The sequence below is a fragment of the Spirosoma endophyticum genome (assembly GCF_900112365.1).
GTDB classification, from domain to species: domain Bacteria; phylum Bacteroidota; class Bacteroidia; order Cytophagales; family Spirosomataceae; genus Spirosoma; species Spirosoma endophyticum.
In genome coordinates this window covers 100,069-123,805 of the sequence record NZ_FOLQ01000019.1, presented here as the reverse complement: position 1 = coordinate 123,805, position 23,737 = coordinate 100,069, and the positions used below count along the sequence as shown (strand labels likewise).

Sequence of the window (23,737 nt, the reverse complement as noted above, 5' to 3'; positions counted from 1 at the left end):
TGGCAAGTGGGCTTACGGCGGCTGTGAGCTGACTAAACACTGGCATATTGATGAGTTGGGACTCATCCGACGAAATAAAAAATGGGATCGTAAAAAGCGTAAACTGGGGTGTGATGGCACCGGCCCAAAAGCCGGAAGGGCCCCCTACTGATAACCAGATGCCTGCCATCGCCCAGTAAGTGAAGCGAAGAGTCCAGCATTTAGTGGCTTTAGAAATCTAGCAAACTTCGTATGTGCTCCAGCAGCGTTCGCTTGTATTGGTGAAAATCGGCCAGGGTATTTACCCGAAGGGCGCCGGAAGTTTCCTTGAGTTGCTTGAAGGCGGTAGACATCCGCTCATTCGGTGGCAGTTTGCCAGCATGAAAAAACTGCCATCCCAAAGCAACGATCGTATTACGGACACTTTCCCAGATTGGCCAATGAAACAGAAGTGTTTCTCGCTGAGGGACATGACGCAGTAGGATGACATACGGGAGGTGAAGTTACATGTAAAGTACTTAAACTACCCGTTGGTCTATAGCCTTAAATTTCGATTTACTTTGTTACCTTTTTCTTCTCATTGAGTCTAGGTAGTCATGTAACGTAAGCTACTCTCTCTCCTGGGTAACCCCAGCACCCAAATAGTTATCATGACGTTTGTCATTGTGCTATTATCCCTGGCTTGGATTATTGAATTGCTAGGTTAATTACCCAAGGTGGTAAGCTGGCCGTTGATCACGAGATACTATTCTGTCGCCTAATAATAAAATTTAATCAACGCAAAATCCAATGTCTTGTTAGCGTCGTACACATGACACGATAGACAACTACCACCGCTATGCGCAAGTTATACCTAAACATTACATCCACCGTCTGGACACTTATTCTGGTAATTTCCACATTCATTTTGTTGACTGAGTTCAAAGCTGTGCTTTTGCTAATGCAGTGGTTCAGGAAGTAAGATGTCTACCAATCGTATGCAAGTAACTTTGGGATTCCCTCAACGACTGGTTTGTCTTAAGCAAACAGCCTTTATTGTATTCGTGTACCATCAGACCCCGCTTCAATCACTCGCTGCACACTCTCCGGCACGTTCGATAGTAAGTCGTACCCCGTCTGCCGTTCCACCTCATCTACACTGACCCGGTAACTTCCCCACACTCCTTCACCGGTTGCATTTGTATTCGGCATCCACACCGCAATAACCCGCGTCTGCGTGTTGATCCGGGTCACATCATCCGATCCTACCGGCAGTACCACAATTACCTTCCACAGGGCAGCCGGAACGGTTAGCTTGCCACTGGAAATGCTGGTAGTCTAATAGTATCTGGTATTACAAATTATCAAATGTACTGATCGCTACTTGGCCTGTATTATTTTGAAAACTAGGAGCGCCAATAATATATGTTTCATGGTCAATGCTTATGCTAGTCCCATAAGATCCACCAGTTGCGGTAGGATTAAGTATCCTTCTATAAGCCCAGGTAGTACCGTCCCGAGCAAAAATAAACGCATTCCCCGAGCTATCATTTTTGTAAGCGCCAATCAGGGCATATTTGCCTGATAATGACACTGCTCCACCAAAATAGCTCTGATAATAAGAATTACTGAAAGTTAGCTTAGCCTGCTGCATCCAAGTAGAGCCATTTCGTATGAAGACGTAAGCAGACCCACTATTATCATCCTGATCAGCACCCACCAACGCATAGTCGCCATTGATTGAGACACTTGCACCAAACCGATCAGAACTAGCTCCATCCGAAGCAATTAGCTTGGCCTGCTCAGTCCAAGTTGTGCCATTACGGATAAATACATAAGTGGCCCCCTGCCCTTCATGCGTTGCGCCATTAACTAGAATACTCGCATTGTATGCCCCAACCAAGGCATAGTCCCCATAAATTGACACGCTATTACCAAAGTAAGTTGAGGAAGCTCCGTCCGAAGCAATTAGTTTGGCTTGTTCAGTCCAAGTTGTGCCTGAGCGAATATAGATGAACGCTGAACCTTGATCAGTATTCGCAACCCCGTTTACTGTAATATCATCATCTCCTCCACTAACAATCGCATAGTCGCCATAGAGGGCTACTTTGCTACCGAATAAATCATTGGCTGACCCGTCCGATGCGGTAAGTTTGGCTTGCTGGGTCCAGGTCGTACCATTCCGGATGAAGATATAGACTGAGCCCTGATTCAGATTACTACCTATGTCATCCTGGTAAGCACCGACAATGGCATAATCGCCATAGATGGCCACAGCTTGACCAAAATGATCACCCGCAGCCCCATCATCGGCCACTAATTTTACCTGTTGACTCCATCCGTGTGTACTACGGGTAAAAATGTAAGCCGCTCCCTGATCGGTGCTGGTTACACCATTGTTTACAATTTCAGCGTCAGGGGCACCAATAATAGTATAATCACCGGCTATAGAAACTCCTGCCCCAAAACTACTATTAGATCCGCCATCGGTAGCCGTAAAGGACAAAGGAGTTACATAATTCGCACTACTTACAGTTACAGACTGCCAGATTTGCCCATTAAATAAATATAAAGCTCCTTGATCAGTATCGTAGACAAAAGCCCCTGGTTGCGGGTTTATGATATTTTTTCGTTGGGCCGAAGTCATACGAGGGGGGTAAAACGCTTTATCGGTAGAAGGAACGTCCAGCGCGGCCGATGGATGCGGTTTCCCACCTATTCCAACCTGAGCCTGAATTTCAGTGCAGACAATTAAATAAAGAAAAAGAAGTAGCAGATGCTTCATAAGTAAAGGGTGGTTCAGTGTCCTCAAGACTATCAGGAAAATGCCGGCCTTTTTAAAAATATACAAATATTTATCGGTCGGGTGATTAGCTATGGGGAGTGCTCGCTGAACTGTGTCAGCGGGGCTTAGTCAAAGCGATGTAGCTTTATGCGTTCGTCAAAGATAATACTGAACTGATTAATCAGTTCCTTCCAGTTATACGTTGTCGTTTCCCATCTGACTTGCAAGTTTTGGATCGTTAGGTAGACCAACTTTTGCAGAGCCACGTCAGAACTAAATGCCCCCTTTGTTTTAGTCACTTTCCGCAACTGCCGGTGATAGCCGTCGACCGTATTAGTCATGTACATCACCTTGCGAATAGCGGCCGGATAGTCGAAAAAAGGTGACAACAGTTCCCACTTTTCCAGCCAGGGCTGTACCGCTTTGGGGTAAGCCGAACTCCACTTTTCCTCTACCAGTAGCAGATTCTCCATTCCTTGCTCTCGGTTGGGCGCCTGATAAACGCTTTTAAGGTCTCGGGCAAAGTCTTTCAATAACTTGTCAGGCACCAAGCGGAAGGAGTTGCGCAACTGATGGACAATACAGAGCTGGACCGTAGCGGCCGGGAAAACGGTGTTGATGGCCGTATCGAAGCCTTTCAGTCCATCCACACAGGTGATCAGCAAGTCGTCCACCCCCCGTTGTTTTAAATCGGTCAGTACCGACAACCAGAATTTGGCCGATTCGCTTTCGGCCGTGTAGATACCCAAGACCTGTTTCTTGCCCGACAACGTTAGCCCAATTACGCTGAATAAAACCCGAGTGACGACTTTGCCCTCCTGACGCACTTTGTAATAGATGCCGTCGAGCCAAACCAATACGTACAAGCTTTCCAAAGGCCGGTTTTGCCACTCCCGCATAGCGGGAATGACCTTGTCGGTGATAGCCGTCAACTCGCTGTCGGAGAGCGAGTAGCCATACATCTCCTGGAGGTGTTGTGCGATGTCGGCATAGCTGTTTCCGACACGGTAAAGGGAGAGTACTTTCTGCTCTAGTTGGGGCGTGAGCACCACCTGTCGCTTGGGTACAATCTGGGGTTGATTCGTACCGGATCGGTCGCGGGGGGTGGTTAAGTCCAGAAGGCCAGCGCTGGATTTGACGGTCTTGGTCGTCTTGCCGTTTCGCCGATTTTGTTCGGTCTGGCGAGTCTGGACCAGGTGGCCATCCATTTCCCCTTCCAAGGCTGATTCCAGGAAGTGTTTGAGTAAAGGGGCGAAGAGGCCGTTTTCGCCCATTAGAGACGGTCGGCCGCTGCCGTTTGCCTTCTTAAAGGCCTTTGATGGCCGCTTGCTTGAAGGATTCGAAGTCAAAGTTGTCGGTCATGATTGTGAAATTAAGGATTTTTCATTTTCCCTTCTATTCACCCTCAGGCTTGACACAGTTCAGCGAGCAGTCTCACATGCAGTCCATAAACCAGTTTAGAGTAGCAGCTTATTCAATCAAAACACGCTCCATCCGTCGGCTAAGCCCATCACTAACAACTAACTGATATAAGCCCGCCGTTAGTCCTACCAATCCTATTTCAGTTTGACTCCTACCTTCACTAACCTGTAAAGTCTGCTGGTGCACTACCTGCCCTCCCATACTCAGCACCTGCACTTGAAGCGATTGCGCTAGGGGGCTGCTGATTATCAATTGCAGATTGTCCCGCACGGGATTACCCAGCACCACCAGACCTAAGCTTTGGGTGTTAAGCACGACACTTTTTATGGACGAATAGGCTACGCTCCCATCCTGATCGACCATCTTCAGGCGGTAGTAGAGGGTGGAGGCCGTCGAGGGTAAGCTCAAGTCATTAAAGCCATAGGCCGAACCTCCCTGAGTACTAGCTTTGGCCTCTTGCCAGCCTAAAGGGCTAAACTCTTTGGCGTCCAGGGATCGTTCGATTTGGAAGCCAGCGAAGTGGGTTTCCAGTTCGGTTTGCCAGGCCAGTCGGACCATGTCAGTTTCGGCTTTAGCGGTAAACTCTTTCAAGGTTACAGGCATGGAGGCCGCTTGATTGAAGCGTACACTCACACGGCCATTTGGATAGTTAGCCGTTAGAAAGTCAAGGTCACCATCCCCATCCACATCAGCCGCTACTACCTTGTTTGGGTCATCATCCATTCTTACCTGGATGTTGCCGGAGAAGCTACCGCGGCCATTGTTAAGCCGTACACTTACATCTTTAGATCGATTATTAGCCGTTAGAATATCCAGATCACCATCCCCATCCACATCAGCTACTGTTATACTAAGTGGAACCTCCCCCACACTCACCTGGCTATTACCCGAGAAATTACCCTTACCATCATTAAAGCGTACACTCACATCATCATGTCCACCGTTTGTCGTTAGGAAGTCTGGATCACCATCCCCATCCACATCGGCTGCCACTATAGTATTCGGGTAAGAAAACTCTCCTAAATCCACCCGATTGTTGTCGTAGTGAGACGAAAAGATTCCATGACCATTATTGAACATCACATGCACGTTATGCCCGAATTGGCTCAGTGTCAAAACGTCCAAATCGCCATCTCCATCTACATCAGCTAACGCCATACTGATAGGCCTATGCCCGCCTACTACAAAATAATGATCCGCAAAATTGCCAGTTCCATTGTTGAAGTAAATAAGTACATATCCCGAATCGCTAGTAGCTAGAATGTCCAGATCACCATCGCCATCTATATCGGCTGCCATTATATTTCTGGGTATTCCTGCTGTTGCATATTGGGCATTACCCGAGAAATTACCCTTACCATCGTTGAAGCGTACACTCACATTATTAAATTGTATGCTTCCCGCCAGGATATCCAGATCGCCATCCCCATCCACATCGGCCGCTATCATACTAGATGGGTAATACTCCACACTCACCTGGCTATCACCCGAGAAATTACCTTTACCATCGTTGACGCGAATACTTACCGTCGAAGTAAAGTGATTAGCCGCTAGTAGATCTAAATCACCATCGCCATCCACATCGGCCGCCACAAAACTGAGTGGATAATCCCCTACACCCACGTTGGTACCAGCTAAGAAGGTGCCTGGCCCCACCCCCGCTGCGGTAGTGAACTGGTAGACATAGCCAGAAGCCGGAGCCGTTACATACACCACTTCGCCCGGCTTAAAGGCCGTAGCGGGATAAAACGTAGCAGTGTTATTTGCCACCTGATTCAAGCCTGCCTTTTGCCCTCCTGCCTGAGCCGAGAACACATTCAGTTTATAATCAACTGGCAGGGTTGTGTTGGCTGTGAGGGAGATCGCGGTGTTGGTAGGAGCCGTGTTGGCATTGAGGCCAGGCAAGGTGCTAACCACTTGCTGAGCGTGCAAGGGCCGCAAAGCCAGCAGCCAGAGCAGGGCTATCAACCATCCGTTTGCCATCAGAGGGGAGTTAGCTATAAATCGTTGCCTGGATAAATTGGATAGGTAAGGAAGAGATGTGGAATTCATAAATTAAGCTTGGTTATAGCAGCAACCAGACTGATTCATCCCTTCAAGATGCTACCCTGGGCTGCTTGATACAAGCCAAATATAAACACATACACAGTTAAGCAAATCTATTGTTACTATTTTAGTAAATATATAAATATAAAGCAGGGAGAAGACTTGGACAATGATCTTTAACTAAAGTGGTGGTCTTAGGTCTTTCGGTTGCAAGAAGAATAGTCCATTTATCGAATTGTTATATCCAGCAAAACGAATCTTTTGGCACCCATACTTGAGCTCGATCTGGGATAAAATAAATTCCATTGATTCGTGTCCAGTATTGCTGTAATTCAATGCGTGTTTACTATATTGTATAGTTAACCATTAAACTGGACACGGCTCATGAAAATAGGCTATGCACGGGTTTCCACCCTCGATCAAAATCTGGAAATGCAGATTCAGGCGCTGACGGATGTTGGCTGCGAGCGGGTGTTTGAAGAAAAGGTAAGTGGTACCAAAGCAAACCGTCCCCAATTGGATGCCATGCTGGCATTACTACGAAAGGGTGATGAGGTAATTATCTGGCGACTCGACCGACTTGGCCGTTCCATGGATCACTTATTAGACCTAGTGAAGTTATTTGAAGAAAAGGGTGTAGGTCTACGCAGTTTGCACGAGCATATCGAAACGGCTACGCCAGGCGGCAAACTCATCTTTCATTTATTTAGCGCCCTGGCCGAGTTTGAACGGTCCTTAACCCGGGAGCGGACATTAGCAGGTATTGAAGCGGCCCGCCTGAAAGGTAGAATTGGAGGTAAACCAAAAGGGCTTACGGAAGAAGCTAAACGTACCGCTCGTGTAGTCGAGTCGTTATATAAAGAAGGGTATGCTATCAAGTTAATCGCCAAACAGCTTGGCATTGCCCGGCAGACGGTGTATAAGTATTTAGAGTTTCGTAACGTACCGTTGCATTCTATGGCGACATCAATTGGTAAATAATCAAACGACTGGCTTAGTAGATAAAAATTTTGCAACAAACGGTATATAATTATTTTATTTAGTTTTTGGGGTGTTTCACTTAATCAGCATACAACTGCTCAATTGATAATTAATTTACCACACAAATAATATGAAACTCAAAATAAATGAAACATGGGAATGCTTTTCAACAATAGAAAAAGAAATAGCTGATTTCTCCATAATAACAGGTATTAATGGAGTAGGTAAAACAATGTTATTGAGTGCTATTAGCTACCAAAGTCCTGCCAACAGACCGAACCCTACTTATTTGACTGATCCGCCGGTAAAACTTGTGGACTCTTTAGACAACGAAATTCTTTCAATAAAGTATTTCCCAATAGGTACCCTTGAACCCCGATTCACGCTAAATAGCACAGAACAGCCAGGTCGTCTACAGTTTAATTATGCAAGAAATCCACTTCGAGATATTGGTAGATATTATGAAGAATATATAAAAACTGGTAAAAAGGAGAATATTCCAAATGGATTTTACAAAGTAGCGGAGAAGGTAAATAAGGATGTTTGCCAGCTGAGTTGGACTGAAATTGAAGAACATTATCTTTTATCCGACGGAGATCCAACGACAGACATTTTCAGCGAAAGAATTGGCGAATTAGTAGGCTATTACGCAAAACTTAAACATGATAATACTTACAACGCTTTTGAGAATTTGCACGAAGGGGCGCAGCATCATGTCCTAACCCCGGAAGAGTTTATTGAAAAGCGAGGGCAAGATCCAGCCAAGTTAATTAATGATATCTTTAAATTATGTAATCTGCCATATGAAGTCAGATCAGTAAAAATATATTCCGGAGAATATTTTAATGTATATTTTATAAACACAAATACCGGGTCAACAGTACAGGATCTGAAACTTTCATCCGGTGAAAAAATTTTACTATCGATTGCTCTATCAGTTTACAAATCTGAAAGGGGTAACCTTTCACAATCGAAGCTTTTATTACTAGATGAGCCCGATGCCTCATTACATCCTTCAAATATTAAAAAGTTACTTGATGCCTTAGAAACCGTTTTTATCAATAATGGCATTAGTGTAGTCATGACGACTCACTCACCGTCTACGATCGCCTTAGCGCCAGAATCAGCCACAATCTATTTATTAGAAAAGGATCCAACTACACTTACACCACTTTCAAAAGACAATGCGATTAGCAAATTAACTGCAGGAATTCCCACCTTAAGTGTCCGTATTGAAAATAGAAGGTTTGTTTTTGTTGAGAGTACATATGATGTAAAAAATCTGGAAACACTTTTCAATAAGCTTAGGCCCTATTTACAAACTCATTTTTCATTGACCTTTATCACCTCTGAAAAAAATGGCAGTTCATCTTGTGATAAAGTAGAGCATCTTTTAGATACCCTGATTGACGTACCAACTGTTTTTGGAGTAATTGATCACGATGGATCAAAAACTACAAAAGGGAACTTAGCAGTCTTGGGATTTGGGTCTAGGTATGCTATCGAAAACTATATTTTAGACCCTGTCATATTGGGGGCTTTTCTTGTTCAGGAGAGAATATTACTCAAACAATTCGTTGGCTTAACCGATGAAGAAAATCATACAGCAATTGTAACCTTTGACAATACCCGCTTACAGATTTTCAGTGATTTGGTTGTAAGAGAGTTGTTTGAAGGCGACATGACAGGGCAACTAGACGGCAACACAACGATCAGCAAGTATGTAAACGGAAGGAGCATATTAATTCCCAATTGGTTTTCTACAAACAGGGGACACGATGTGGAGGAATTCGTCAAAAAAAGATTTCCCCAACTAAAAAGGTATCATAACACCAATTCGCTATTTGACGATATCCTGTCAAAAACCATTGAGGATATGCCAGGACTTATTTTAGAGGATATTCGCCTAACCATGGAATATTTGTGTAGCCGATAAAATGAAAACAGTCTGGCTAACGAAAGAGCAACTTGAGGATGCCCGGTGCCGGGTGGAGAATTTTCCCACGGATCTGCTGCAGGTTGAAGTAAGAGTTAAGCCCTTTCAGGCGGTTTTATTCTCCAATCATATTTATCCCGAGTACCAGGCATTAACCTTACGGTTTCGTCGAACCGCCTATCGTGAAGTTGATCCCGAAAAAGGGCATGTCATACAGCATGGCCAAAAATAGGAACTAGAAACGCCCGTGCAGGTGTGCCCCGAATGGATCGCCAAGCAAATGCAATCTATAAATCTATAATTCTACATCTAATGAACACACCATTGCTTGTTCCGCTTTTTCATGACAAAGCGTTTTACCTTGATTATCTCAATCAAAATAAGATACGAGGACTGTAAACGTTAGAAGATCCCAATTTGACGATTAACTTATACCTGGATACCATCTATCACTATACTGATATCGATACCGCACTGAAAATTTTAGAGAATCAAACCCTGAAATTCAGTCAACCCGAGACATTTAATGATCCATTTGATATGCATGAAGCACTTATCGACTTTTCTATGAATGAAGAGCAAGCAGTTATATGGATAAAAAACGCAGACATACCCGATAGCAAAAAAGCAGAGTTTTTAAATAAATTAATTGACCCTGAGTTTCGAAAAGAATTAGCTGGATACCGAAGACAAACGATCACAGGGCTCAGAAACGATTGCGGAATCTGTTGTTTCAGCCAAAAGTACGATCAACCATTGATGTGGAGTCATTATGCAAAAAAACATTCAGGCGTATGCCTCGGCTTTAATATTCATCCTGTTATACATTCACCAGAAATTGAATTTATTGTTCACCCAGTAAACTATGTTAACAGCATAACTGCCGCTAACTACTATGAATATGGTGAAGGTATTGTTCAATACTTACTATTAACAAAATCTCAAATTTGGGCTTACGAGGAAGAAGTACGTGCAGTGATTATTGATAGAAAAGGCCAAACCTTTTTCAATTTTGATCAAAAGTGTTTGACAGATGTCTATTACGGATGCAAAACCTCTACTCAGGATATTGAAGCCGTTGAGAAGTTGTTACAGGAGAAGGGATATATTACTGACAAACGCCAAAGGATGGTAATCGATGAATCCACATTTAGTATCAAACCGATCAACCTTTCTTAACGGGTAATTACTCGCAGCTCATTTTAACTTGGCCGTCTGCTTCTTAGCCGCCCGGAGCATGATCTGCGCGGTCTGGGTTACCTCCTCTAAATATTCAACGATGTAGACCTGATATAGCCGGATGACCTCGTTCACCGATAACGCTGATCGCTCCACCTGCAGAACCTGAAGCGCCTGGGGCAGAATAGCCCGAAGGGTGGGTGACACCTCAATTAAAACCATGCCCGTACCTGTTGGCGCGTTTACATTGTCCACAAAATCAAGCCGTTGAATATCGATTAGCAATCGCCCGAATTCTAGATCCGTCATTCTAGTTAAATTATTCGTTCACAAGACTCTTTTATTCGTTGCACCTTAACGAGCTCAGGCTTAAAATCCTTGAGTCTAGTATTCCAAATCGCACGCACCTCCTTTTGGTGATCAAATCGTTCATCTTTTTGGAATTCGATCGAAGGAAGCGTTCCGTGATCCTTGCGAGCATCTGTGCCGCTTAATACGTCGTTTTTAGACACATAAACAACTTTGTTAATGAGCGCTTCTGAAACGGTAGTCAATCCCATCCTGGTCATAGAAGCGGTCACTTCGGCAAAAAATAAAGTAGGATTGGAAATACACACGCAAGCGTCGTAGCCCATTTTTCTCATTGAAACTTCATCCAGTTCATGCGTACAGCAGAACATAAAAGAGTCTGGAGAATTTTGGGCAAAGATATTGAGCGTCCTACCACCGGAATTTATAACTCTTGCATTTGTAATGGTTAAACCCCCGGCACGGAAATGCTTAATAACGCCATCTCCTTGAAAACGCAATTGTCGTTTTCCTTCCATATCATCGCCAATCTCAGGGCCGTGTCGTTCAATATCCCGATATTCATATAGTGTCCCAACCCGAATCCAACCTTCTGCCATCATCCGGTCGGCGTGATGACTTTTGGTATATTTATAAAGGGGAGCGGTTAAATCAAGTGTGCTCATACTTTTTGTGGTTAGAATACGGGAAACTTGTCAATCTTATCGTCATCCGCCAGGCGAATGCCCAGATCCCGCAAATACTCAATCGTTTGTTTGATATCGGAATGTCGAGCCTGGCTGCGAACCAGCTCAATATCTTTGGTCGCCGTCCATAAAGCGATCGCGCCGGTATGTTTCCAGGAGTACATATCGTGGCCCGATCCGGCCAGATTCATCTTCTCAATGACCTTCACGTGACGACGGTAAAAGAATTTATTCCCCACCATCTCAGGACCCGGCTCGCCCGACGCCGTAAATACGTAGTAGTGGCCCGGGTACTCCCGAATCTTCTGTTGCTGGATCATTAGCTCCAGCGGCAGGGGAATATCGACAAAATCACCGTCGTTGGTTTTGGCTGTATCGCCCGTAACGTAGATCAGCTTAGTACGAACGTCCCGGACGCGTAATCTGCGCAGTTCCTCATGCGGCCGCATCAGGGTATAATACATCCAGCGGCAGAAGGTGAGTAAGTATTCATTGCCTGTGGCCAGGCAGACCTCCCGGTATTCCGATTGCTGGGTGAGCGAATAGGACTGGTGCTTGTTCTGAACCTGGGGCAGTTTGCCAATCTCATTGTCATGAAACGGATTGCCCTGCTTTTTTAATTTTTTGGAACGGTCGAGATTGATAAAATAGAAAAAGAACGTTCCGACGTGCCCTTTGATGTTGTTGCGGGTTCGGTTGCTGAGACCCACCACCGTGATCAGCTCATTTAAAAACTCGATAGCGTCGGCCGTCTCGAACTGACCCAGCGTCATCGATCCGCGCCGGTGCCGCTCCAGATATGTTTCCAGAGCAAGCAGAGCCGACCGGTACGATTTAAACGAGTTGGGTGCTAAGGCTTTTTTGGTGTACTCCAGATAAAGTTTGACGGCCTGGTGCACCCGGAGCGATGGGGAGACAACGGCCTGATCGACGGGCGCAATTTTCTCAACCTTCGGCTTACGAAGTTCAATCGGTTTCTCGCCCAGGTACGCCGTGCCGGCCAGTGGCTTCAACTCCGAAAAGACAACGTCCGCATGCGCCAGCCGCTCGGCCACGGTGGGGCCAACCAGCACCACCCGCCGGCGAACCAGCTTGTTTTTGCTAAAGTCCCAGACGCCATAGACGACGCACCACTGTTTGGTCAAATCGTTGTCGGCGGGTTTGGACAGCTTGGGTTCTTTCCAAGGTAGGCGTTCCTCCGAAATATCCAGTTTCACGGATTTGTGCAATTTTTTTTGCCACTGGTTTGCCATTTTTGACTTTTTTGCCACAAAAAAGCCTGTAAATACTTGACTTACAGGCTTTTACAAAGTGGAGACGGAGAGATTCGAACTCTCGTCCAGTCAAGGAAACCAACGCGCTTTCTACATGCTTAGGTACACTTGGGATTGTCGGGAATCGGCCCGGTGTATACCAGACCAAGCGTCATCCGTAGGTGCTTGTGTCTCACTCAGCCGTTAACACCATATACTGAGCCAGCGCTGCGAGTCGATGCCTCCTGATCCAGCCAGCAGCACGTAGGCCGGGGAGACAATGGCTATTGCTTAATCCTCCGGATTAGGCAGCCATGGCGTAGTTATATTCGCCATTTATTGTTTTGACGATTTGTTTGGGCGGGAAATTCCGTCAACTCCCGGCATGCTTACACGCGACCTCAGCAAGCTGTCAATTCCGGTCGTCCCCAAATTAACGGCCCCATTTCCGGGCGTGTACCGTAGTTAACCTCGACAAACCCTATTTAGTTCGACAACGATGCCTCATTAATTATGATTTTTCAATGAATTTTAATAACTTAATTGTCGTTGAATGAGTTGTGCGTTGTATAGAACGCGGCTCATAGATTAGCTTGACTCAGCGATGACCATAACCCCCTTTGAAACAAATCTGTATCAGCAACTAACGCCGTTCTTTACGGGGCATCAGTTCCTGTTGCTTCCCGAGAAGAAACAATTCCGGCGTGTTATTGACAACGGATTTCAGAACATCATTCTGTCGTCTGTATTCTATAGTGAAGACACGAAACTGGAGGTTAATTTTGGGTGTCGGAACAATCAGGTTGAGCAGATTGCCCAGCAGTTCCTGAATAACCTGCCCGATTACCGACCCGATGCGAATACACTTATTGTTTCCATCGGCCGGTTCAGCGGTTTTCAATATTTCCGCTACAGAATTCACTCGCCGGACGAACTAGCCGATGTTTGTGCACAAATTGAGCAATTTTTCGAGACCCAGGGGTTCAATTTTCTGAACGCGGCTTGTACATTACCAACGCTCGACCGACTGCTGAACGAACATCCCGGCCAGCCTTGCCAATACGTTTATAATCAGACTCATCGCTGCTATAAAGGTTTGATTGCGGCCCGATTGAACCATAATTCTCACTTCGATGGGCTGGTGGACAGTTACCGGCATATGCTCATCCGGATGACGCAGAATCCCTACGAGCAACTTCATTTTGAGCGCCTGATTTCGTATTTACAGCACTATTCAGCCAATTAACGTATCATCAGGATAGCCAATGAAATTGATACGTATATCCGACCTGAAGATCGGTGGTACGTTTACTGTTTCACAAATTGAGCGATGGCAGTGGCCAGTCCGGGCGTGAGCGGTAAGTCCGGGTTGACATAAGTTTGCAGATTCGCCAGTTGATCGTCGGAGGCCACATCTTTCAATACGTGGGTCATATTCTCAAACAGCAGCATTTTGTCTTTCGGCCGTTCGGCTTTCAGTTTTTCAGCATCTGTAACCGTTACCTGCAAATCCCGTTTCCCCTGAATAATGAGCACCGGTACGTTCAGCAATTCAATTTGGTCGGTTGGGTCGTAGCGCATCCAGGAAATCATGTACGGCTGCACGCTTGGCCGGAACAATTGCTGCACAGAGGGGATTTTTGTCGGCAACGTACCTAACGTATTGCCCGAACGCAAGGTATCGAGCGAAGCAAAAACGGCCTGGCGATCAGTTTCAGCCAGTTGTGGTCCCAACTGTGCCCGCAACGTATTGGCAATATCCTCACCCGGTCCGGCCAGCGACACAAACGTGTCGGCTTCTGCCTGTCGGGCGGCAATCATGCCAATCAGCGATCCTTCACTATGGCCCACGACAACAACCCGCGAGAAACGTGGATCAGCCTTTAGTTCCTTAATGTACCCGGCCGCATCGGCAATGTAGGTTTCAAAACGCAGGTCTATTTCCTTCGCGGTTGCATCAACGCTTTTACCCGAAAACCGCTTATCATACCGTAGCACGGCAATTCCCTGCTTCACCAGGCTATCGCTAAGCATCCGAAACGAAGCGGCTTTTATCGGGCCTAACGTACCCACAGGCACGGGGCTGTTTCCATCCCGATCCGTTGGACCAGACCCGGCAATCAACAACACGACCGGCACTGGACCCGTGGTATTGGCGGGCATCGTCAACGTACCGTCGAGGGTCAGCGCGTCTGAAACGAGCAACATAGACTCCTCTGTTTGCGCCAGTGAAACCAGCGGAATTGAGGTTAGTAATAAGACGGAAAATAGAATGCTACGTATCATATCGGATGGTGCAGAAAACGGAGTGAACTGTTGATTACTGACTGGGTTTGGTACCGTGCTTTGATCCAACGGCAGTCGGGTTTGTCAATGTGGGCTAGGCTTTACAAATTGCGCAATGGCAGGCACCAGACCTGGGCTAAGGGATTGCGTAACAGCGGTGTATGTTTTTGCATTTTCACTCTGTTCCTTTCCTTCATACGTTCTGAGCATGTGCGTCATGCTAGGAATAAGAACAAGTCGGGCGTCGGGTCGGGCAGCGTTCAAGAGTTCTGCTTCCTTCACGGCCACTTGAAAATCATTCGTTCCCTGAATAATGAGCACCGGACCGCGATAGGCTTTTATATCAGTGACCGGGTCATGCTTCATCCACGAAATCAGGTACGTTTGCGAACTGGGCCTGAAAACTTTCATCAGCGCTGGACTGGTCGTCGAAACCGCATGGCCCGCTTTTAGCGATTCCAGGATTCGGTATGATTCGGATTTAAGCGAATCGGGCATCGCGTAGGCAAACTGACTTTTCATGACGTCAGCAATGTTACGGCCAATGCCCGCTATCGAAACAAAACCCGAAGCATTGGCAGCCTGTGCCGCAACCATACCCACCTGTGATCCTTCGCTGTGGCCCACCACGAAAACTTTCGAGAATCGTTTGTCGCCCTGCAACAGGCGAATGAAACCAACGGCATCCTCAATCACCGCGTCGAACAACCGATCGGCTGGCGTTACTTTTTTAACGTCTGTTGCTTTACTTTTTCCGGCTCCCCGTTTATCGTAGCGCGCTACTGCCATGCCGCGATTGACTAAACTATCAGCCAGCATCTTATGCACGTTCGTGATCAGGCCAAGCCCACTGTTTCCATCCCGATCGGTGGGGCCAGAACCAGCTAACAACAACACTACGGGCACAGGTCCTGTTGTATTAACAGGCAATGTCAATGTACCATCCAGCAGGAAGGCATCCGTTTTAAGCTGGATAGGTTCGTCCGTTTGAGCCAATACAGCCGGGCACGCAGCCATCAGAAAAAAGGTGAAGAAAATGATGCGGTTCATCGGCGTAGAAGACTAACACTTAATTAAGTTGATGGGCTTTTTCCTGCTGAAAATAGATGTAGGAGTAAACGACCGGAACGAGCGATGCGAGTAAAATAACACTGACTACACTAACTTCAGTATACGGCGTTGGCACAACCAGGGCTAACACCGCACTCAACAGGCCGCCCACTACCATCAACCGGCCGCCCATGCGGTGCGTTTTACGCCAGACGGTTTCGTTTTGCAGCGTCCAGGGCGTGCGAATGCCTATAAACCAGTTTGGCTTTACGGTAGTCATGTAGTTTCCGATACCCGCCAGCAGTAACCCAATAATGGCCAACAAAGCGCCATACGATTGTTGCTCATTGGCCTGATGGCCAGACTTATACCACACCCAGCCCATTATGGACGCAAAGCCAAGCGTAATGACGAAACGAAGTTTTTGGTAATTCGACGACTGCAGACGACCTTTGGGGTCAATTCTGGGCAGGAAACGTAGCACCAGATAAAAAATCACCGACGTAACGCCTACAAGTAAAGCGGCTTTCTCTTTTGGCATCCATCCGTCAGCCTGACCATGCAGATCAAAGTGCGTAGCGATCTCCGCTGGAAGTTGGCTCCAGCATAATCCCAGGTACACAAAAGGAGCCAACAGCACTGTAGCTATCAGAGTTTCGGCAGATGTGTTCGTTGTTTTCATAATTGGTAAGGAAGTTTAACGAGTTGGTTCGGAGGTTTTTATTTCGGCGGATGGGCTTTCGGTTTTCTGGAAACTCATGAGCCAGGCAAGCAGCTCATCGAGAACGGTGGTATTGAGCGAGTAGTTGATGAACTGCCCCTGCTTCACCGACTCAACCAGGCCAGCCTGACGTAGCAAATCGAGATGGTGCGAAATGCTGGGCTTTGTCATATCGAATCGCTCGGCAATATCACCAGCGTTCAAATCACCCCCGCGCAGCAGGTCCAGTATCTGCCGACGGGTTGGATCGTTCAGGGCTTTAAAGAGGTTGTTCATAACCAGATCATTAAACTGTTAGACAAATATCTAATTAATCATTTAGACAACTATCTAATTAATGGGAACGGTTATTTTCTTGGATGATCGGCAATATAGATTGATGGATGGAAATTCAAGCTGGGCTATTTTTGAACAACACTGGTATTACCGCTACCTTCAATGTAGCAGGTCTTGTTAAGTATTAAAACCCCTAAACCGACCCGTCGGACCGCCCCTGAAGGGGATTTAGGGGTTTTAATACTTATGGCCTTTTTTACTACACAAAGCTGTCGTATTTCCGATCGATCAACTCCGCCACTAATCCTGTCCAGCCGGTCTGGTGGCTGGCCCCCACTCCCCTCCCATTGTCGCCATCAAAGTATTCATAGAAAAGCACATAATCTTTAAAATGAGGGTCCTGATACTTTGGATGCTGACCAAATACGGGCCGCTTCCCAGCTGCATCTTTTGTGAAGATGCTTATCAGGCGATTCGTGAGTTCGTGCGCAACTGCCTTAAGCGTAATCTGCTGGCCGGAGCCAATGGGGTATTCAACCGTGAACTCATCGCCAAAGTAGTCGTAGAACCGATCCAGGCTTTCAATCAACAAATAATTAATGGGCATCCAGACAGGCCCCCGCCAGTTGCTGTTTCCCCCAAACATGTCGCTATCACTTTCAGCCGGTGTATAAGCCAGTAGGAACGTAGTGTTTTCCAGGGTAAAATCGTATGGGTGATCCTGATACACTTTCGATACCCCCCGGATACCATGCGGACTCAGGAACTCGGATTCATCCAGCATTTTCGTGAGCAGCGCTTTTAACCGAAACCCACGTAGTAAACTCAGCAACCGTTTTTCACCGACACCTTTTTCGGTGTAGCGCGAAACCTGGTTGTATAAATCAGGCCGGTGCCCCTGAAACCAGATCATCCGTTGCAGAAACGGCGTATTAGCCTTGAGTAATTCATTGTCCAGAATCTCCACGGCAAACATCGGAATTAAGCCCACAATCGTCCGCACGCGCATCCGCAGCACGTTCCCATCATCGAGACGTAGCTGATCGTAGAAGAACGCATCTTCCTCATCCCACAACCCAACATTGGTTTGTCCAATGTTGGTGATGGCCCCGGCGATGTACAGAAAATGGTCAAAAAACTTGGTGGCCATTTCGTCATACACACAATCGTGCTGTGCCAGCTCAAGCGCAATACGCATCATATTCAGCGCATACATGGCCATCCAGCTCGTCCCGTCGGCCTGCTCCAGATGACTTCCGTCGGGAAACAACGTATTCCGGTCAAAGACGCCAATGTTGTCTAAACCCAGAAAACCACCCTCAAAAATGTTATTTCCCGATTGATCTTTCCGGTTCACCCACCAGGTGAAATTGAGCATGAGCTTATGAAAAATACCCCTTAAAAAGGTCAGATCTTCTTCGCCCGGCGGTTTTCGCTCCAGTTCCAGGTGGTAGATTCGCCACGCGGCCCACGCCTGAACGGGCGGATTTACATCACTGAACGCCCACTCATAGGCAGGCAGTTGACCATTGGGATGCATAAACCATTCGTTCGTGAGCAGCATCAGTTGCTGCTTGGCGAAGTCGGGGTCAATGACCGCCAGGGCCACGCAGTGAAAGGCCCAGTCCCAGGCCGCATACCAGGGATATTCCCATTTATCGGGCATGGAAATAACCCCCGCGTTGATGAGCTGTAGCCACGTATGGTTGCGCCCCTGCAAGCGTTCGGGTGGTGGTGGTGGACTATTCGGATCTCCCGCCAGCCAGCGCGATACGTCGTAATAATAGTATTGCTTGCTCCACAGCATGCCGGCAAACGCCTGCCGTTGCACGAGTTTCTCGTCGTCAGTCGCTTTTTTAGGCTGGAGGTGTTTATAGAATTCGTCGGCTTCCACTTTTCGCTGCGTAACAATCGCATCGAAATCGTCCATCGGCTTCGCCAGTCCAGCCGATTCGAGCCGCACCCGAATTGTAGACGACGCTCCCGTGTCAATATTGAGGACGTAGTGCGCGGCTGCCTTCGTACCCGTCTGGGCAGGGTTGACGGTAGGCGCCCCATGAATCACATGATCGTTGATACCGTCTTTAGGATACCGTGATCCGTTATGCGTATTGTAAAGTCGGGCCAGGTTCGATTCGTTTTCGCAGAACAACCACTCCGGGCTCCCGTCGGCACTCAATACGTAGTGACCTAAATCCGAATCCTCAACGGAGACCGTTTTATCGGGCTGTAAAACAAGCTGGGGATAATAGTTTGGCACGCCATCGGTATCGTCGCCAAACCCCCACGTGTTCCTGAACCAGAGCGTGGGCAACACATGAAGGCTGGCAGCTTCGGGGCCGCGATTATGGACGGTTATGGTCATCAGGATATCCTTCGGACCTGCTTTAGCGTATTCAACAAAGACATCGAAATAGCGATCGTCATCAAACAGGCCCGTATCGAGCAGCTCAAACTCCGGATCGTGGCGCGTTCGACGGCCGTTTTCATCAATGAGCCATTGGTACGGGTAGGCGGTTTGCGGATATTTATACAGCATCCGCTGGTACGAATGCGTTGGGGTGTTATCTATGTAATAATAGAGTTCTTTAACATCTTCGCCGTGATTGCCCTCGTGGTTAGTCAAGCCGAAATAGCGCTCCTTCAAAATAGTATCCTGACCGTTCCAGAGCGACAGGGCAAGGCAAAGCTGCTGTTTCTCGTCGCAAAAGCCCGCAATGCCCTCTTCGCCCCAGCGATACGTGTAGCTACGTGCCATATCGTGCGTCGTGTAGTTCCAGGCATCGCCATTTGAACTGTAATCCTCGCGCACAGTTCCCCACTGGCGGTCAGAAACATAGGGGCCCCACCTTCGCCAGGCAGGGTCTTCCAATCGTTGTTGTTCTATTGTCATTTTGATAGTATTCGGTTTAGGGTATATAGTTTACAGTGGGCTGACGCATTATTGCTTTCTCCGACCCACCGTAAACCATATACCCTAAACTTTTACCCGTTTGTAGAAAATCCTTCAAACACCGTCATACCGCCGTCGATGAAGATGCTGGCGCCCGTAATATAGTCTGACTGATCGGAGGATAAGAAAACGGCAAGATTCCCAATGTCCTGAGGCTGACCGATGCGGTTGTACGGAACAAGCGACATCAGGCTGTTCAAAGCTTCGGGAGTTTCCCAGGCGGCCCGGTTGATTGGTGTTTGAATAGCACCTGGACAAATGCTGTTGACGCGAATCTTACGGTCGCCGTATTCCTGCGCCAGCGACTGCATCAGCATTTTAATACCCCCTTTTGACGTAGCATAGTTGACATGGCCACCCCAGGGGATCAGTTCGTGGACTGAACTCATGCAAATTATCTTTCCGGTGGCTGCCGATACGTCCGGACGTGGTCCCCGGCGCAAAAACTCCCGAATGGCCTCACGGGCGCACAGAAACTGGCCCGTCAAATTGACATTAATCACCGTATTCCATTGGTCGAGGGTCATTTCGTGGAATTTGGAATCGCGTTGCAGGCCCGCATTATTGATCAGAATATCGATCGTACCATAGGTTGCTACTACGTTGGCAAACATGCTGATTACCTGATCTTCCTTGCTGACGTCGCCCTGGGCAACCATACCCGCGCCACCTGCATCGGTGATCTCTTTTAATACGGCATCGGCCGCTGGTTTTGTAGCCTCAACCGGATAGTTTATCACCACGGTGGCCCCGGCAGCCGCCAGCGCCTTTGCGACACCAGCCCCAATGCCGCTGCTGGCCCCGGTAATCAATGCAATTTGTCCTTTCAATACTTGATCCATAAAGTTTACGAAGCGTTTTTTAGTGGCATGGCCTTTACCGAATCTGTAAATAAACCATCATTACCTTATTTATTGATGCAAAGTACAGACTCCCCATCGGTCACACAATAAATTAACCAACTGTTAATTTTGGCTTAGAGCCGTGCCACAGTTCCTAAGTACGTTCAATACAACCGTGGCACGGTTCCAGGCCAAAGTCCAAATTTTGAGAAAGTCTATAGATAACGCATCGGGCTTTTTCTAAAATTTATCGGCTATTTTAGGGCTTCTGACTTCAACTCTTTCCACTAGTATACAACTTCCTCATGTTCATCACAAAACGTGTTCCGTTCCACATAATTTTTCCCTTTGCCTGGCGCTCGGTCCTGATCTTCTTCGGGTATTCAACCCTTATTTGTATAGGTTACAAGGTCCTGGACTGGACATTTCTTGCCATTCCTTTCGTACCGATTGCCACCATTGGTACGGCCGTTGCTTTTTATGTTGGCTTTAAAAATAACTCTTCCTACGATCGACTCTGGGAGGCCCGCCGGATTTGGGGAAGTATCACCAACGCCAGTCGGTCATGGGCCATTATGGTACTCGATTACGTTAAAGAACATCCAACGACTCAACCGCTTCCTGATACGGACTTAGCGCACATTCGGCAGCAGCTACTTTACCGGCATCTGGCCTACATAACCGCTTTGCGCGTACAGCTTCGGCAAAAACTCGTCTGGGAACAACATTACAATACGGCTCATGAGCTTGTGGAGCGTATTGATGCGTTCCGGCAATGCAGTCTGGATGTTGAGTTAAGCCGTTTTCTGCCTAAAGACGAAGTAGAAGCAATTATAAAGCACCCGAATCCAGCTACGAATCTGCTCCGGGATCAGTCGGCGCTACTGGCCCAGCTACGCGACAACGGGTATATGAGTGATTATTACCACGTAGAACTGGAACGAATGCTGGCCGAATTTTATAATCAACAGGGGGCCTGCGAGCGCATAAAATCGTTTCCGTTCCCGCGTCAGTACGCCTATTTCAGCTTTGTTTTCACCTGGCTGTTTATCATTGTACTGCCTTATGGCCTACTCACCGAAATGGCCCGTGTCAGTGGCTGGCATGTCTGGTTAACCATTCCATTCTATACGGTTATTGCCTGGATTTTTAACACGATGGAGGTGATTGGCGATACCAGCGAAAATCCGTTTGAGAACAGTATCAACGACGTACCCATGACGTCAATCTGCCGCAATATTGAAATCGACCTGCGCGACATGCTGGGCGAATCGGACCTTCCCCAACGTATGCAGGCCGTGGATAATATTCTGATGTAGTTGGGACGACTTTGCCGCATGTAACGCCTGATCAATGTTCAGAAAAGCAACCTGGCACAACGACTCGATCTGTTACGAAGTCCTTATTAATCAATTGGAAACTTAGGCGAGAGCGCGTAAATACGTCCCTAATTAGTACTTATAGCTGTCCATTTACGTATTAGCGTAAATGGACATTTTTTATAGAATTGGATTATTAGCATGAAAACTAGGTGTAAAAAAAAATAAAGTCCTAAAAATTAGGATTATTAGAAAAATACAATCCATAAGCCAAAAATAGGGACTTGTTGCACTTTTTCAATAATCACCCCATTATACTGATAGCGAATTGTCTTTTTAGAAGAATCTTCATCGAAACGAGGCCATATGAGGCTTATACCGTTGCATTAAACCGAGTTTAGCCCACACCTTTGTCCCGGTAAAACATAAATTTCAATCCAACATGAAACAGTTCCGTTTATCAATCGCCGTACTATTATCAGTATGGAGTCTGGCAGGCACAGGAGTGGCCATCGCCGACAATGGTGCAGGAGCGAATGGGGTGAAAGTTGAGAAGTCCGAACAAAAGAAAGTACGCATTTATACACAGCCGGGCGCAGCGGTTGACCTGGCACTTATTGATGCCGACGGCAACGTACTCTACCGGGGAGTCATTTCTAAAAACAGCAAGAAGGCGACCGCATTCAATCTGAACAACCTGCCCGATGGTCAGTATTACCTGACGGCCGGTAACAATGCCTGGTGGATGTCGCAGGGAATTTCGATCAAGGCAAACGCACTCAGCATCGATGATCGTAACATTCAGCAGGTAACGGAGCCAACGTTAACGGCCTACGAAAAGAACAAAATCGAAGTGTCGCTTCCCAACAAAAACCTGACCGAAGCGAACGTAGCGATCTATGACGCTCAGAACGTACTGGTTCAAACCGACTCGTTCAAAGGCTCGACCCGCCGGTTCGATTTATCGGGTCTTCCCGATGGCGCCTACACGTTTGTGGTTGGCCCAAACCAGAAGCAATTTACAACACGCGTAAACATTCGGCACTAGGTTGCTGCAATGTGATACGTTAGCCCCCGGGCATATTTAATTACACATTCTCAACACAATGCGGTCAGGCTTTTCGGACAAGCCCTGCCGCTCCATTCAACTCCCAGCCTGCTGCGATCGTAAGAACGCAGCAGGCTTTTTTTATGGTGTTTACAGAAAACGACGTGCCACGGTTATAACCGTGGCACGTCGTTTTCTGTAATTACGGGTCGGACCGTTGATACCTTAGTTTGCCATCACTTTCTGATGCTGGTTGTATTGAGTACGTGTAGGGGTCAATCGTCGGCGGGCTATGGTGAGTGTCTTGCCGCCAGCCAATTCGATAAAGGCATTCATTCCAAAGGCAATACGCTTCACATACGCCAGATTTACTACGTGTGATTTATGAATACGGGCAAAGGGCGCATTGCTCAATTCCATCTCAAAACTTTTCAACGTTTTTGCCATCAGGTACCGCCGTTTATCACGGGTATGGATAAATGTGTAATTTCCTGAACCTTCCAGCCAGACAATGTCTTCACTGGCGATCACGATGGATCGATTTTGACAGAAAAGCGTAATTCGATGCGTTGCTGGTGAATATACAGCGGAGTCGGTTGTGTGAACCGGGCTAGTGGGTAGAGGTGCTATTGTAGTCATTGGAAGAGGGGGGTAAGATTGCCGTGCTTGATATTGAGAACAAACCTA

General features: G+C 47.1%; 21 protein-coding genes, 1 other RNA gene and 1 pseudogene. 7 read left to right on the top strand and 16 right to left on the bottom strand.

Annotated elements, in window-relative coordinates; all coding sequences use genetic code 11:
- Positions 1-209: 209 nt before the first annotated feature.
- From BM202_RS38810 to BM202_RS29060, 5 genes and pseudogenes are all read right to left on the bottom strand, one after another.
- Positions 210-332, bottom strand: a complete 123-nt coding sequence (locus BM202_RS38810; protein WP_262507718.1) for a hypothetical protein — start codon at positions 330-332, stop codon at positions 210-212.
- Between the two features lie 679 nt (positions 333-1,011).
- Positions 1,012-1,287, bottom strand: a complete 276-nt coding sequence (locus BM202_RS29075; protein ID WP_262507720.1) for a DNA/RNA non-specific endonuclease — start codon at positions 1,285-1,287, stop codon at positions 1,012-1,014.
- Positions 1,288-1,312: 25 nt separating this feature from the next.
- Positions 1,313-2,743 (bottom strand): FG-GAP repeat protein, encoded by a 1,431-nt coding sequence (locus BM202_RS29070; RefSeq protein ID WP_093832831.1) that lies wholly within the window; start codon positions 2,741-2,743, stop codon positions 1,313-1,315.
- Between the two features lie 125 nt (positions 2,744-2,868).
- Positions 2,869-4,105 (bottom strand): annotated as a pseudogene (locus BM202_RS29065) (IS256 family transposase).
- A 108-nt stretch (positions 4,106-4,213) separates the two neighbouring features.
- The gene (locus BM202_RS29060; RefSeq protein WP_093832829.1) at positions 4,214-6,217 is read right to left on the bottom strand and encodes an FG-GAP-like repeat-containing protein; all 2,004 of its coding nucleotides are present in this window, start codon (positions 6,215-6,217) and stop codon (positions 4,214-4,216) included.
- Positions 6,218-6,595: 378 nt separating this feature from the next.
- Between BM202_RS29060 and BM202_RS29055 the strand changes: the two genes are divergently transcribed.
- From BM202_RS29055 to BM202_RS29040, 4 genes are all read left to right on the top strand, one after another.
- Entirely contained in the window at positions 6,596-7,192 is a 597-nt protein-coding gene (locus tag BM202_RS29055; RefSeq protein ID WP_093832827.1) for a recombinase family protein, read from the top strand.
- A gap of 130 nt (positions 7,193-7,322) precedes the next feature.
- Entirely contained in the window at positions 7,323-9,128 is a 1,806-nt protein-coding gene (locus tag BM202_RS29050) for an AAA family ATPase (protein ID WP_093832825.1), read from the top strand.
- A gap of 1 nt (position 9,129) precedes the next feature.
- The gene (locus BM202_RS29045; RefSeq protein WP_093832823.1) at positions 9,130-9,360 is read left to right on the top strand and encodes a hypothetical protein; all 231 of its coding nucleotides are present in this window, start codon (positions 9,130-9,132) and stop codon (positions 9,358-9,360) included.
- 308 nt (positions 9,361-9,668) lie between these two features.
- Positions 9,669-10,307, top strand: a complete 639-nt coding sequence (locus BM202_RS29040; RefSeq protein ID WP_218160611.1) for a DUF2971 domain-containing protein — start codon at positions 9,669-9,671, stop codon at positions 10,305-10,307.
- Positions 10,308-10,325: 18 nt separating this feature from the next.
- On the opposite strand, the gene BM202_RS29035 is transcribed toward BM202_RS29040, so the two are convergent.
- The 4 genes from BM202_RS29035 to ssrA form a co-directional block, all read right to left on the bottom strand.
- Positions 10,326-10,616, bottom strand: coding sequence for a hypothetical protein (locus BM202_RS29035; RefSeq protein ID WP_093832819.1), 291 nt, complete (start codon positions 10,614-10,616; stop codon positions 10,326-10,328).
- 5 nt (positions 10,617-10,621) lie between these two features.
- The gene (locus BM202_RS29030; protein ID WP_093832817.1) at positions 10,622-11,281 is read right to left on the bottom strand and encodes a hypothetical protein; all 660 of its coding nucleotides are present in this window, start codon (positions 11,279-11,281) and stop codon (positions 10,622-10,624) included.
- Between the two features lie 11 nt (positions 11,282-11,292).
- Positions 11,293-12,519, bottom strand: coding sequence for a hypothetical protein (locus BM202_RS29025; protein WP_177236716.1), 1,227 nt, complete (start codon positions 12,517-12,519; stop codon positions 11,293-11,295).
- A 92-nt stretch (positions 12,520-12,611) separates the two neighbouring features.
- Positions 12,612-12,985: a transfer-messenger RNA gene (gene ssrA, locus BM202_RS29020) on the bottom strand.
- 174 nt (positions 12,986-13,159) lie between these two features.
- Here ssrA and BM202_RS29015 point away from each other — a divergent pair.
- Positions 13,160-13,801 (top strand): hypothetical protein, encoded by a 642-nt coding sequence (locus BM202_RS29015; RefSeq protein WP_093832813.1) that lies wholly within the window; start codon positions 13,160-13,162, stop codon positions 13,799-13,801.
- Positions 13,802-13,863: 62 nt separating this feature from the next.
- Here BM202_RS29015 and BM202_RS29010 read toward each other — a convergent pair whose 3' ends face one another.
- The 6 genes from BM202_RS29010 to BM202_RS28985 form a co-directional block, all read right to left on the bottom strand.
- Positions 13,864-14,841, bottom strand: a complete 978-nt coding sequence (locus BM202_RS29010) for an alpha/beta hydrolase family protein (protein ID WP_093832811.1) — start codon at positions 14,839-14,841, stop codon at positions 13,864-13,866.
- Positions 14,842-14,925: 84 nt separating this feature from the next.
- Positions 14,926-15,891 carry an alpha/beta hydrolase family protein gene (locus tag BM202_RS29005; RefSeq protein ID WP_093832809.1) on the bottom strand — a complete coding sequence of 322 codons (966 nt, stop codon included), beginning with the start codon at positions 15,889-15,891 and terminating at the stop codon, positions 14,926-14,928.
- 19 nt (positions 15,892-15,910) lie between these two features.
- Positions 15,911-16,573, bottom strand: a complete 663-nt coding sequence (locus tag BM202_RS29000; protein ID WP_093832807.1) for an SdpI family protein — start codon at positions 16,571-16,573, stop codon at positions 15,911-15,913.
- 15 nt (positions 16,574-16,588) lie between these two features.
- The gene (locus BM202_RS28995; protein ID WP_093832805.1) at positions 16,589-16,888 is read right to left on the bottom strand and encodes an autorepressor SdpR family transcription factor; all 300 of its coding nucleotides are present in this window, start codon (positions 16,886-16,888) and stop codon (positions 16,589-16,591) included.
- A gap of 259 nt (positions 16,889-17,147) precedes the next feature.
- On the bottom strand, positions 17,148-19,781 hold the full coding sequence (locus BM202_RS28990) for an MGH1-like glycoside hydrolase domain-containing protein (protein ID WP_093832803.1): 2,634 nt from the start codon (positions 19,779-19,781) through the stop codon (positions 17,148-17,150).
- Between the two features lie 92 nt (positions 19,782-19,873).
- Positions 19,874-20,683: a glucose 1-dehydrogenase gene (locus BM202_RS28985; RefSeq protein ID WP_093832801.1), complete on the bottom strand. Its 810-nt coding sequence runs from the start codon at positions 20,681-20,683 to the stop codon at positions 19,874-19,876.
- Positions 20,684-20,988: 305 nt separating this feature from the next.
- Between BM202_RS28985 and BM202_RS28980 the strand changes: the two genes are divergently transcribed.
- Together BM202_RS28980 and BM202_RS28975 are read left to right on the top strand one after the other, a co-directional pair.
- Positions 20,989-22,002 carry a bestrophin family protein gene (locus tag BM202_RS28980; protein WP_093832799.1) on the top strand — a complete coding sequence of 338 codons (1,014 nt, stop codon included), beginning with the start codon at positions 20,989-20,991 and terminating at the stop codon, positions 22,000-22,002.
- A 442-nt stretch (positions 22,003-22,444) separates the two neighbouring features.
- On the top strand, positions 22,445-23,050 hold the full coding sequence (locus tag BM202_RS28975; protein WP_093832797.1) for a T9SS type A sorting domain-containing protein: 606 nt from the start codon (positions 22,445-22,447) through the stop codon (positions 23,048-23,050).
- A 225-nt stretch (positions 23,051-23,275) separates the two neighbouring features.
- Here the strand turns inward: BM202_RS28975 and BM202_RS28970 are convergent, their stop codons facing one another.
- Positions 23,276-23,689 carry a LytR/AlgR family response regulator transcription factor gene (locus BM202_RS28970; protein ID WP_093832795.1) on the bottom strand — a complete coding sequence of 138 codons (414 nt, stop codon included), beginning with the start codon at positions 23,687-23,689 and terminating at the stop codon, positions 23,276-23,278.
- Positions 23,690-23,737: the final 48 nt, after the last annotated feature.